The organism is Corticimicrobacter populi, assembly GCF_003123725.1.
In the GTDB taxonomy this organism is placed as follows: Bacteria; Pseudomonadota; Gammaproteobacteria; order Burkholderiales; family Burkholderiaceae_B; genus Corticimicrobacter; species Corticimicrobacter populi.
Window position 1 is genome coordinate 17,833 of sequence record NZ_QETA01000010.1, and the last position, 12,812, is coordinate 30,644.

Annotated in this window: 10 protein-coding genes and 1 tRNA gene; 1 reads left to right on the forward strand and 10 read right to left on the reverse strand. The window is 59.9% G+C overall.

Features of this window, described 5'->3' with window-relative positions:
- Positions 1-32 precede the first annotated feature (32 nt).
- The gene (locus tag DD235_RS16390) at positions 33-377 is read left to right on the forward strand and encodes a hypothetical protein (RefSeq protein WP_109063199.1); all 345 of its coding nucleotides are present in this window, start codon (positions 33-35) and stop codon (positions 375-377) included.
- Positions 378-467: 90 nt separating this feature from the next.
- Here DD235_RS16390 and rpoC read toward each other — a convergent pair whose 3' ends face one another.
- The 10 genes from rpoC to DD235_RS16440 all read right to left on the reverse strand — a co-directional run.
- Positions 468-4,727: a DNA-directed RNA polymerase subunit beta' gene (gene rpoC / locus DD235_RS16395; protein WP_109063200.1), complete on the reverse strand. Its 4,260-nt coding sequence runs from the start codon at positions 4,725-4,727 to the stop codon at positions 468-470.
- Positions 4,727-8,839, reverse strand: a complete 4,113-nt coding sequence (gene rpoB / locus DD235_RS16400) for a DNA-directed RNA polymerase subunit beta (RefSeq protein WP_109063201.1) — start codon at positions 8,837-8,839, stop codon at positions 4,727-4,729. The genes rpoC and rpoB overlap by 1 nt, the downstream gene beginning before the upstream one ends.
- 162 nt (positions 8,840-9,001) lie before the next feature.
- On the reverse strand, positions 9,002-9,382 hold the full coding sequence (gene rplL, locus DD235_RS16405; protein WP_109063202.1) for a 50S ribosomal protein L7/L12: 381 nt from the start codon (positions 9,380-9,382) through the stop codon (positions 9,002-9,004).
- Positions 9,383-9,477: 95 nt separating this feature from the next.
- Complete coding sequence (gene rplJ / locus DD235_RS16410) at positions 9,478-10,002, reverse strand: 50S ribosomal protein L10 (RefSeq protein ID WP_109063203.1); 525 nt, start codon at positions 10,000-10,002, stop codon at positions 9,478-9,480.
- A gap of 236 nt (positions 10,003-10,238) precedes the next feature.
- Positions 10,239-10,940, reverse strand: coding sequence for a 50S ribosomal protein L1 (gene rplA / locus DD235_RS16415; protein WP_109063204.1), 702 nt, complete (start codon positions 10,938-10,940; stop codon positions 10,239-10,241).
- Between the two features lie 2 nt (positions 10,941-10,942).
- The gene (rplK, locus tag DD235_RS16420; RefSeq protein ID WP_109063205.1) at positions 10,943-11,374 is read right to left on the reverse strand and encodes a 50S ribosomal protein L11; all 432 of its coding nucleotides are present in this window, start codon (positions 11,372-11,374) and stop codon (positions 10,943-10,945) included.
- A gap of 65 nt (positions 11,375-11,439) precedes the next feature.
- Positions 11,440-11,973, reverse strand: coding sequence for a transcription termination/antitermination protein NusG (gene nusG / locus DD235_RS16425; RefSeq protein WP_109063206.1), 534 nt, complete (start codon positions 11,971-11,973; stop codon positions 11,440-11,442).
- A 9-nt stretch (positions 11,974-11,982) separates the two neighbouring features.
- Entirely contained in the window at positions 11,983-12,363 is a 381-nt protein-coding gene (secE, locus tag DD235_RS16430; RefSeq protein ID WP_109063207.1) for a preprotein translocase subunit SecE, read from the reverse strand.
- Between the two features lie 42 nt (positions 12,364-12,405).
- Positions 12,406-12,481 (reverse strand) — tRNA-Trp (locus DD235_RS16435).
- Between the two features lie 67 nt (positions 12,482-12,548).
- On the reverse strand, positions 12,549-12,812 hold a 264-nt coding region (locus tag DD235_RS16440; protein WP_476695868.1), incomplete at its 5' end, for an EF-Tu C-terminal domain-related protein.

Consider the following 12,812-nt stretch of genomic DNA (forward strand, 5'->3'; position numbering starts at 1 on the left):
TCGGACAGCGCCGCGGATGGCACACTACGTGAATGACAGATGCTCACGACACACTGCTGCTTATCATCGCCTTACTCTTCGCTGCCACGGCCTGCTACATCATCCTGGTCGGCCTGGCGTTCGACTTCTGGCTTGAACGGCGGCACCGTGCGTGCACCGGCCAGCCCCTGCTGACCGGTATTGTGGCAATCCCTCTGCTCACCCCTTTCCACTGTGGCATGGTGCTGCTTGCGCCCGAGCGCGCACGGGCTCGCTGCCAGGGCTCGACCATTCACCTTGCTCCACCGATCTGGCGCTGGCTGGCCATCGGTGCCGTGCCCGCGATGATCCTCTTTGTCTGTACCCTGCTGGCCGCAGGGTGGTTACTGCCAAAATAAAACCCCATGACACGCGGCAACTCGCCGCATGGCATGGGGTGATGAAACCCATCCCATACCGGCCCTGACGGGGCCGGCATGATTCGGATATCAGGCTTCGTTGCTGTCGGCCTCGCCCTCGGCGGTCGCAACCGGATCGGCAGCTTCCTCGAAGGGATTCTCGGCGGCGCTGGAAGAGGACTCGAACGGGTTTTCGAGATTGCGCAGCGCAGCGCGCTCTGCCGCCTCGAAGGCTTCCTTGTCCTTGCGAGCCTGATGATAGGCCAGACCAGTACCAGCAGGGATCAGGCGACCCACGATGACGTTTTCCTTCAGACCACGCAGATCATCGACCTTGCCCATGATGGCGGCTTCGGTCAGCACACGTGTGGTTTCCTGGAAGGAAGCCGCGGAGATGAACGAATCGGTCGACAGCGAGGCCTTGGTGATCCCCAGCAGCACGTTTTCGTAGGTTGCCGGGCGCTTGCCATCGGCATCCATGCGATCGTTCTCGTTGAGCATCTCGGCACGTTCGACCTGTTCGCCCGGAATGAACGAGGTATCGCCCGCATCGACGATGTTCACGCGGCGCAGCATCTGGCGCACGATCACTTCGATGTGCTTGTCGTTGATCTTCACGCCCTGCAGACGGTACACGTCCTGGACTTCCTTGACGATGTACTGGGTCAGCTTCTCGATACCCTGCAGACGCAGGATGTCATGCGGATCGGCCGGACCGTCGACGATCATTTCGCCCTTGTTCACCACCTGACCATCGTGCACCAGGACCTGCTTTTCCTTGGAGATCAGGAACTCGTGGCTGGTGCCGTCGAGATCGGTGATCACCAGACGCTGCTTGCCCTTGGTGTCCTTGCCGAAGGAAACCGTACCCGTAACATCGGCCAGCATGCCGGCATCCTTGGGCGAACGGGCTTCGAACAGCTCGGCCACACGCGGCAGACCCCCGGTAATGTCGCGGGTCTTCTGCGATTCCTGCGGAATACGGGCCAGGATTTCGCCGACAGAGATGTCTTGCTCGTCGCGTACCGTGATCAGCGCGCCGACCGGGAAGGTGATATTCACCGAGTGGTCGGTACCGGCAATCTTGACTTCCTTGCCCTGCTCGTTGAGCAGCTTGATCTGCGGACGCATGACCTGACGGCCACCACGCGTCTTGGGCGTGATCACCACCAGCGTGGACAGACCGGTGACCTCATCCATCTGCTTGGCCACGGTCACGCCTTCTTCGATGTTCTCGAAGCGGACACGACCTGTGTACTCGGACACGATCGGACGGGTCAGCGGATCCCAGGTTGCCAGGCGTGCACCTGCTGCAACCGTGTCACCATCGCCGACCTGCAACTGGGCACCGTAAGGCACCTTGTGGCGTTCACGCTCGCGGCCGCTGTCATCGGAGATGATCAGTTCACCCGAACGCGAGATCGTGATGCGCTCGCCCTTGGGATTGGTCACATAGCGCATCGTGCTGGCAAAGCTGATGTTGCCTGCCGTCTTGCTTTCGACACTGCTGGCCATGGCTGCGCGCGAAGCTGCGCCGCCGATGTGGAACGTCCGCATCGTCAGCTGCGTACCCGGCTCACCGATGGACTGTGCCGCGATCACACCGACAGCCTCGCCCATGTTGACCAGCGAACCACGGCCGAGGTCGCGGCCATAGCACTTGGCGCACAGGCCATGACGGGTTTCGCAGGTCAGGGCCGTACGGACCTTGACTTCATCCACACCCAGGCGATCCAGTTCATCCACCAGATCTTCGTCAAGCAGCGTGCCGGCCTCGATGGCAGTTTCCTGCGTATCGGGGTTGACCACATCAGCCACCAGCGTACGGCCCAGCGCACGATCACGCAGGGCTTCGACCACTTCACCACCTTCGACCACAGCACGCATCAGCACACCGCGGCTGGTGCCGCAATCGTCTTCGGTAATGACCAGATCCTGGGTCACGTCGACCAGACGACGGGTCAGGTAACCCGAGTTTGCCGTCTTCAATGCCGTATCAGCCAGACCCTTACGTGCACCGTGGGTCGAGATGAAGTACTGCAGAACGTTCAGGCCTTCGCGGAAGTTCGCGGTAATGGGCGTCTCGATGATCGAGCCATCCGGCTTGGCCATCAGGCCGCGCATACCGGCCAACTGGCGAATCTGGGCGGCAGAACCCCGGGCACCCGAGTCGGCCATCATGAAGATGGAGTTGAACGACTCCTGGCGTACTTCCTTGCCGTGGCGGTTGACCACCGGCTCGGTTGCCAGATGCTCCATCATGGCCTTGCCGACCTTGTCGCCGGCCTTGCCCCAGATGTCCACCACGTTGTTGTAGCGTTCCTGCGCCGTCACCAGACCCGAAGAATACTGCTTGTCGATTTCCAGCACTTCCTTGCTGGCTTCGTTCAGGATGTCTTCCTTGGCGGCCGGGATCAGCATGTCTTCCATGGCGATGGAAATGCCGCCACGGGTTGCCAGACGGAAACCGGACTGCATCAGCTTGTCGGCGAAAATCACCGTGGCACGCAGGCCGCAGCGACGATACGACAGGTTGATCAGACGCGAGATTTCTTTCTTCTTAAGCGCACGGTTCAGGTTCTCGAAAGCCAGGCCTCGCGGCAGGATTTCGGACAGCAGCGCACGGCCAACCGTCGTTTCGTAACGGTTGATCTGCGGCTGCCATTCACCTTCGGCGTCCTTGACGTATTCCTTCAGGCGCACGGTGATGCGGGTCTGCAGTTCAACTTCGCGGTTGTCGTAGGCGCGCTGCACTTCCGGCACGTCGGAGAAGAACATGCCTTCGCCCTTGCCGTTAATGCGGTCGCGAGTCGCGTAGTACAGACCCAGCACGATATCCTGCGACGGCACGATCGACGGTTCGCCGTTGGCCGGGAACAGGACGTTGTTGGAAGCCAGCATCAGCGTGCGGGCCTCAAGCTGGGCTTCGAGCGACAGCGGCACGTGCACGGCCATCTGGTCACCGTCGAAGTCGGCGTTGAACGCCGCGCAGACCAGCGGGTGCAGTTGGATGGCCTTGCCTTCGATCAGTTGCGGCTCGAACGCCTGGATACCCAGGCGGTGCAGCGTAGGCGCACGGTTGAGCATGATCGGATGTTCGCGGATCACCTCTTCGAGGATATCCCACACCACGGGTTCATGCTGCTCGACCAGCTTCTTGGCGGCCTTGATGGTATTGGCCAGGCCCATTTGCTCCAGACGGCTGAAGATGAAGGGCTTGAACAGTTCCAGCGCCATCAGCTTGGGCAGACCGCACTGGTGCAGACGCAATTGCGGGCCCACCACGATCACCGAACGACCCGAGTAGTCGACGCGCTTGCCCAGCAGGTTCTGACGGAAACGACCGCCCTTGCCCTTGATCATGTCGGCCAGCGACTTGAGCTGACGCTTGTTGGCACCCGTCATGGCCTTGCCGCGACGACCGTTGTCCAGCAGCGAATCGACCGATTCCTGCAGCATGCGCTTTTCGTTGCGCAGGATGATCTCGGGTGCCTTCAGTTCGAGCAGGCGCTTGAGGCGGTTGTTGCGGTTGATGACGCGACGGTACAGGTCATTCAGATCGGAGGTCGCAAAACGGCCGCCGTCCAGCGGCACCAGCGGACGCAGGTCCGGCGGCAGCACGGGCAGCACGTCCATCACCATCCAGTCGGGCTTGATGCCGGATTTCTGGAAGCCTTCCAGCACCTTCAGGCGCTTGGAAATCTTCTTCATCTTGGCATCCGACGTGGTGGCCTTGAGTTCGGCACGCAGCGTTTCGACTTCACGATCAATGTCGATGGTGCGCAGCAGTTCGCGCACGGCTTCCGCACCCATCAGGGCGTGGAAGTCGTCACCGTACTCCTCGGTCTTGGCGAGGAAGTCATCGTCGGACATGATCTGGCCGCGCTTGAGCGGGGTCATGCCCGGCTCGATCACGCACCATGCCTCGAAGTACAGCACGCGCTCGATATCGCGCAGCGTCATGTCGAGCACCATGCCCAGGCGCGACGGCAGGCTCTTGAGGAACCAGATGTGCGCCACCGGGCTGGCCAGTTCGATATGACCCATGCGCTCGCGGCGCACCTTGCTCAGCGTGACTTCGACACCGCACTTCTCGCAGATCACGCCACGGTGCTTGAGGCGCTTGTACTTGCCGCACAGGCACTCGTAGTCCTTGACCGGTCCGAAGATCTTGGCGCAGAACAGACCGTCACGCTCAGGCTTGAACGTACGGTAGTTGATCGTTTCCGGCTTGCGGACTTCGCCGAAAGACCAGGAACGGATTTTCTCGGGGGAAGCCAGTCCGATCTTGATAGCATCGAACTGGTCGTCCTGCGAGACTTGCTTGAATAGGTCGAGCAGCGCCTTCATTATTTACGCTCCAAATCCATGTCGAGGGACAGCGATCGAATTTCCTTGACCAACACATTGAACGACTCGGGCATGCCGGCGTCGATCATGTGATCGCCCTTGACGATGTTTTCGTATACCTTGGTCCGGCCCGTGATGTCGTCGGACTTCACGGTCAGCATTTCCTGCAGCGTGTAGGATGCGCCGTAGGCTTCCAGTGCCCAGACTTCCATTTCCCCGAAACGCTGACCACCGAACTGCGCCTTGCCGCCCAGCGGCTGCTGGGTCACAAGCGAGTACGGGCCAGTCGAACGTGCGTGCATCTTGTCATCGACCAGATGGTGCAGCTTCAGGTAGTGCATGTAGCCCAGGGTGACCGGACGCTCGAATTTCTCACCGGTACGACCATCGAACAGCGTGACCTGCGAACGCGAAGGCGTCAGTTGCAGCTTGGCAGCCACTTCATCCGGGTAGGCCAGCTTCAGCATTTCCTGGATATCGTCTTCGGTAGCACCGTCGAACACTGGCGTCGCAAACGGCACGCCGCGCTTCAGGTTGTGCGCCATTTCGAGGACTTCGTCGTCGGTCAGCTCATCGATGTGCGAAACACCGCCAGCGCTGCTGTAGATCTGATCCAGGAAACCGCGAACCTTGCCGGCTTCGGCCTTCTGGTGATCCTGCAGCAACTCGCCAACGCGTTCGCCCAGACCGCGTGCGGCCCAGCCGAGGTGAACCTCGAGCACTTGACCCACGTTCATCCGCGACGGCACGCCCAGCGGGTTCAGCACGATATCGGCAGTGGTACCGTCGGCCATGAAGGGCATGTCCTCAACCGGGACGATGCGCGACACCACACCCTTGTTACCGTGACGGCCGGCCATCTTGTCGCCAGGCTGCAGACGGCGCTTGACGGCCAGGTAGACCTTGACCATCTTGAGCACGCCCGGAGGCAGCTCGTCGCCCTGCGTCAGCTTCTTGCGCTTTTCCTCGAAGGCCAGATCGAACTGGTGACGCTTCTGTTCGACAGACTCCTGAGCCTGTTCCAGTGCCACGGCATGCTCTTCATCCGCCAGGCGGATGTCGAACCACTGCCAGCGGTCCAGGTCGCTCAGGTAGTCAGCGCTGATCTCGGTACCCTTGGCCAGCTTGCGCGGGCCGCCGTTGGCGGTCTTGCCAACCAGGAAACGTTCCAGACGAGCGAAGGTATCGTTCTCGACGATACGCAGCTGGTCGTTCAGGTCCTGGCGATAGCGACGCAGTTCATCGTCGATGATGGACTGGGCGCGCTTGTCGCGCTGGATGCCTTCACGGGTGAAGACCTGCACGTCGATCACCGTACCAACCATGCCCGAAGGCACGCGCAGCGAGGTGTCCTTCACATCGGAAGCCTTCTCGCCGAAGATGGCGCGCAGCAGCTTCTCTTCCGGCGTCAGTTGGGTCTCGCCCTTGGGCGTGACCTTGCCGACCAGTACGTCATCGGCACGCACTTCGGCACCAATGTGGACAATACCGGATTCATCCAGGCGGTTGAGCTGCAGCTCGGCCAGGTTGCTGATGTCGCGAGTGATTTCCTCAGGTCCGAGCTTGGTGTCGCGAGCCACGACCGTCAGTTCCTCGATATGGATCGAGGTGTAACGGTCTTCGGCCACGATCTTCTCCGAGATCAGGATCGAATCCTCGAAGTTGTAGCCGTTCCAGGGCATGAACGCGATCAGCATGTTCTGGCCCAGTGCCAGTTCGCCCAGATCGGTCGAAGCACCATCGGCCAGCACGTCGCCACGAGCGACACGGTCGCCCAGGCGTACCAGCGGACGCTGGTTGATGTTGGTGTTCTGGTTGGAACGGGTGTACTTCGTCAGGTTGTAGATATCCACACCGACTTCGCCCGCGCTGTTTTCGTCGTCATTGACGCGAATCACCACACGGTCGGCATCGACATAGTCAACCAGACCACCACGGCGGGCCTGCACGGTCGTACCGGAGTCGACTGCCACGGTACGTTCGATACCCGTACCCACCACAGGCTTTTCAGGACGCAGGCAAGGCACGGCCTGGCGCTGCATGTTGGCACCCATCAGGGCCCGGTTCGCGTCATCGTGCTCAAGGAACGGAATCAGCGAAGCCGCCACCGACACGATCTGCGACGGTGCCACGTCCATGTAGTGGACATTCTCGGGAGAAGTCAGCAGCGTTTCGCCAGCCTGGCGGCAAGCCACCAGTTCATCGGTGAAGCGACCTTCGCCATCGAGTGCGGCGTTGGCCTGCGCGATCACGTAGTTGCCTTCCTCGATGGCCGACAGGTACTCGATCTGGTCGCTGACCTTGCCGTCGACGATCTTGCGGTACGGCGTTTCCAGGAAGCCGTATTCGTTCAGGCGGGCATACAGCGCCATCGAGTTGATCAGGCCAATGTTCGGGCCTTCAGGCGTTTCGATGGGGCAGACACGGCCGTAGTGAGTCGGGTGCACGTCGCGCACCTCGAAGCCGGCACGTTCGCGGGTCAGACCGCCCGGGCCCAGTGCCGAGACACGACGCTTGTGCGTGATCTCGGACAGGGGGTTGGTCTGATCCATGAACTGCGACAACTGGCTCGAACCGAAGAACTCCTTGATGGCAGCCGAGATCGGCTTGGAGTTGATCAGATCGTGCGGCATCAGGTTTTCGGTCTCGGCCTGGCCCAGACGTTCCTTGACGGCGCGCTCGACACGCACCAGACCGGCACGGAACTGGTTCTCGGCCAGTTCGCCGACACAGCGGACGCGGCGATTGCCCAGGTGATCGATATCATCGATCTGGCCGATGCCGTTACGCAGGTCCACCAGTACCTTGATGGTATCCAGGATGTCATCGTCGGTCAGCGTCAGCGGACCGCTGGTGTCGTCACCACGACCCAGACGGCTGTTGACCTTCATGCGACCCACACGCGACAGGTCGTAGCTTTCCTCGCTGTAGAACAGACGCTGGAACAGAGCTTCGACAGCTTCCTCGGTGGGCGGTTCGCCAGGACGCATCATGCGATAGATGGCCACACGCGCAGCCATCTGGTCAGCGGTGTCATCGGTACGCAGCGTCATGGAGATGTAGGCACCACGATCCAGATCGTTGGTGTACAGCGTCTGGATATCGCGAATACCAGCGGCGCGCAGGTCGGCCAGGATGCCTTCCGTGATTTCGGCATTGGCGGCGGCCAGCAGCTCACCGGTTTCGGGATCGATGACGTTCTTGGCCAGTACGCGGCCCAGCAGGAAATCTTCCGGCGTGGAGATACGTTCGATGCCGGCGTTGCTCAGGTCGCGCAGATGACGCGCATTGATGCGCTTGTCCTGCTCGACCAGCACCTTGCCGCTGCGATCGGTAATATCAAAACGTGCAACCTCGCCCTTCCAGCGTTCGGAGACGAACTCCATCAGCGCGCCTTCGGACTTGAGTTCGAAGTTGTCGAAATCGAAGAAGTGCGCCAGGATGGTTTCCGGCGTCATGCCGATAGCCTTCAGCAGGATCGACACCGGCATCTTGCGGCGACGGTCAACGCGGAAGAACAGGATATCCTTGGGATCGAACTCGAAATCGAGCCAGGAGCCGCGATAGGGAATCACGCGAGCCGAAAACAGCAGCTTACCGGAGCTGTGGGTCTTGCCGCGATCATGCTCGAAGAACACGCCGGGCGAACGGTGCAGCTGCGACACGATAACGCGCTCGGTACCGTTGATCACGAAGGAACCGTTTTCGGTCATCAGGGGCAGTTCGCCCATGTAGACTTCCTGTTCCTTCACTTCCTTGACGGTCGGCTTGCTGACTTCGCGGTCCATCAGGACCAGACGCACCTTGGCACGCAGCGGCGACGCGAAGGTCAGGCCGCGCTGCTGGCATTCCTTAACGTCGAATACCGGATCGCCCAATACGTAGTTGACGAACTCCAGACGCGCCATCTGGTTGTGGCTGACGATCGGGAAAATGGATGTGAATGCCGCTTGAAGCCCTTCATCCTTGCGATCCGACGACAGCATGTCGGCCTGCAGAAAATCCCTGTAGGATTGCAGCTGCGTCGCCAGCAGATAAGGTACATTCTGAATATCTTCACGCTGGGCGAAGCTTTTGCGGATGCGCTTTTTTTCGGTATACGAGTAAGGCATGAGCACTCCGACTCGAGGTTGCATAGACCGTAATCCACGGCCGTGGGATACGACTCCAGGAAACCCGGCTGGGCGGCCGAACCCAACTCAATAATCAGGTTTCCTGGAGACGCAAAAGCCCGGGGGGCGCAAAAACGCTCCCCGGGCAGCCAAGCAAAGGTCTTACTTGAGTTCGACCTTGGCGCCGGCTTCTTCCAGCTTCTTCTTGGCGTCTTCGGCTTCAGCCTTGGCTGCGCCTTCCTTGACGGTCTTGGGCGCGCCATCGACCAGGTCCTTGGCTTCCTTCAGACCCAGGCCCGTCAGCTCGCGCACGGCCTTGATGACGCTGACCTTGTTCGCGCCGGCTTCAACCAGGACGACGTCGAATTCGGTCTTTTCTTCAGCAGCAGGAGCTGCGCCGCCAGCGGCGGGAGCAGCAACAGCCACGGCGGCGGCAGCAGCCGACACGCCAAACTTCTCTTCCAGATCCTTGATCAGCTCGGACAGTTCGAGCACGGTCAGGCCAGCGATGGCTTCAAGGATTTCAGCTTTGTTCAGTGCCATTTTTTAAGAACTCCAGATAGGAATAATGCCAGGGTTGGGTATCGCTCGGTCGTTCAACGGATTTCCGCTGCACAGGCCACGCAGGTAAGCGTGACTTATGCGGCTTCCTTCTGATCGCGCACGGCTGCGAGGCCGCGGACGAACTTGGTGGGAACTTCGTTGAGCGTACGCGCAAACTGTGCGATCGGGGCTTGCATCGTGCCCAGCAGTTTCGCCAGCAACTCTTCGCGGGAAGGCAGTTCGGCCAGGGCCTTGATGCCTGCCAGGTCAAGCACGCTGTTGGGCAGAGCCCCAGCCTTGATGACCAGCTTGTCGTTGGTTTTGGCGAAACCGGAGAGCACCTTGGCGGCCGCGACCGGATCTTCGCTGATGGCATACATCAGCGGGCCGGTCAGCTGGCTGGACAGTTCCTCGAACGAGGTGCCAGCAACAGCACGGCGCACCAGCGTGTTCTTCAGAACACGGAGGTACACACCCGATTCACGCGCAGTCTTGCGCAATACGGTGACAGAGGCGACGTCCAGACCACGGTACTCTGCGACCACTACCGATTTGGCCTTGGCGATTTCCGCCGCGACTTCTTCGATAACGACCGCTTTCTCTTGACGATTGAGACTCACGGTTTGAACACTCCATCAAAAAACGCTCGGGATCATTCCCTTGCGTTAACCGAATGCGGCGAACCTGGTCGAGTTCTTCAGTACTACAAAGAAATCTTCCGTGGACGCCGTCTGCGCTGGATCCGAACCATACGGGCTTCGGTATTAAGCAGATTTTCATCTGCTCCAGCGGTCTTTGACAGCAGTGTCCGACTAGAAAAACGTCGAACACAGCCCAAAGTCTGTTTTGCGTCGGGTTATTGACCCGATGCGAGGGACGCGATATCAACGCGTGCGCCGCCACCCATGGTGGAGGAGACAGCGATCTTGCGCAGATACACGCCCTTGGACGTTGCGGGACGAGCCTTGTTCAGTGCATCAACCAGCGCAGCCAGGTTGCTCTGCAGCTTTTCGATGTCGAACGAAGCACGACCGATGGTGGCGTGGATGATGCCAGCCTTGTCGGTACGATACTGGATCTGACCGGCCTTGGCGTTCTTGACGGCGGTAGCGACGTCAGGCGTCACGGTACCGACCTTGGGATTGGGCATCAGGCCACGGGGACCCAGCACCTGACCCAGGGCACCGACGACACGCATCGTGTCGGGCGAGGCGATGACGACGTCAAAGTCGAGATTGCCGGCCTTGATGCTTTCAGCCAGATCATCCAGGCCAACGATATCGGCACCAGCAGCCTTGGCAGCCTCAGCCTTTTCGCCCTGAGCGAAGACGGCCACACGGACCGACTTGCCGGTACCAGCAGGCAGCACGACCGAACCACGCACCAGTTGGTCGGACTTTTTGGGATCGATACCCAGTTGCACGGCCACGTCGACGGACTCATCGAACTTGGCGGTAGCGGTTTCCTTGACCAGGGTCAGCGCCTCGGAGACGGCGTACAGCTTGGTACGGTCAATCTTCTGACGCAGGGCAGCAACGCGTTTGGACAGTTTTGCCATGATTAGATCCCCTCAACCGTGATACCCATGCTACGGGCGCTGCCCGCGATGGTACGAACTGCTGCATCCAGATCGGCTGCGGTCAGATCGGGTTCCTTGGTCTTGGCGATTTCCTCGACCTGGGCACGGGTCAGCTTGCCGACCTTGTCCAGGTGGGGACGGGGCGAACCCTTTTGCACACCAGCGGCCTTCTTGATCAGAATGGTCGCGGGCGGCGTCTTCATGATGAAGGTGAAGCTCTTGTCCGCATAGGCGGTGATCACCACCGGAATCGGCAGACCGGGCTCGACGCCCTGGGTCTTGGCGTTGAACGCCTTGCAGAATTCCATGATGTTCAGACCGCGCTGACCGAGCGCCGGACCGATCGGGGGGGAAGGGTTGGCCTTACCAGCTGGCACTTGCAGCTTGATGAAGCCGACGATTTTCTTCGCCATTTTTGAAGCTCCTTGCGGGTACATTCGCCTGTCGCATCAGCGGCAGGCTCCCCGGGGTTGAAAACTCAGGTCTTTTCGACCTGACCGAAATCCAGCTCGACAGGCGTGGCGCGACCGAAAATGGCCACAGAAACGCGTACCTTGCTTTTCTCGTAGTTGACTTCTTCGATGTTGCCATTGAAGTCCGCAAACGGACCTTCCTTGACACGCACGACTTCGCCCACTTCGAACAAAATCTTGGGACGGGGCTTTTCAGTGCCCTCTTCCATCTGGGAAAGAATGTTCTCGACTTCCTTCTCGGAAATCGGCGTCGGGCGATTACCCGTGCCACCCAGAAAACCGGTCACCCGGTTGGTGCTCTTGACCAAATGCCAAGTCTCGTCGGACATGTCCATCTCGACCAAGACATAGCCAGGAAAAATCCGACGTTCGGAAATAGCCTTCTGGCCACCGCGCATCTCGACGACTTCCTCGGAAGGCACCAGAATGCGACCGAACGAGGTCTGCAGCCCGGCGCGCTCGATGCGCTCTACCAGCGCCTTGTGCACACTCTTTTCCATGCCGGAATAGACATGCACCACGTACCAGCGTTTACTCATGTGTCGCCCTTATTTCCAGCCCAGCAGCAGGCCGTAGATGACCCATTCGAGTCCCTTGTCCAGCAGCCACAGGAAAGCACCCATGACGAACACGAAACCGAACACCACGCCAGTCATCTGCATGGTTTCCTTGCGGGTCGGCCAGGTGACGCGCTTGACTTCGTTGTAGGAAGCGCCAGCAAAACTCAACGTACGCTTGCCCGGCTCACTGGTCCAGGCGATCAGCGCAGCCAGCACGAGGCCGCCGATGAAGAGTCCTACACGCGCAACGGTTGGCCATTGGCCAAACCAGGAAAACCCAACAATACCAGCAATAACAACGACAACAGCCAAGACAAGCTTGGCCCGATCTGCACTGCTGGTGACGGTTTCTATGCTGCTATTCGACATGTAATCCGCGAGCTCGCTGTTAGATGCAACTCGCAAGGTGAATGGCAGGGGCAGTAGGAATCGAACCTACAACCTTCGGTTTTGGAGACCGACGCTCTGCCAATTGAGCTATACCCCTGTAACCCTACTTGCTATGAACATCGCCTTTGCGATTTTCAGCAAAGGCGATGATTTTACCACACAAATCAGGCGATGATCTTGGCGACGACGCCGGCACCGACGGTACGGCCGCCTTCACGGATGGCGAAGCGCAGACCTTCTTCCATGGCGATGGGGGCCAGCAGCTTGACCGTCATCGAGACGTTGTCGCCCGGCAGAACCATTTCCTTGTCGGCCGGCAGGTCGATCGTGCCCGTCACGTCCGTCGTGCGGAAGTAGAACTGGGGACGATAGCCATTGAAGAACGGCGTGTGACGGCCACCCTCTTCCTTGGACAGAATGTACACCTC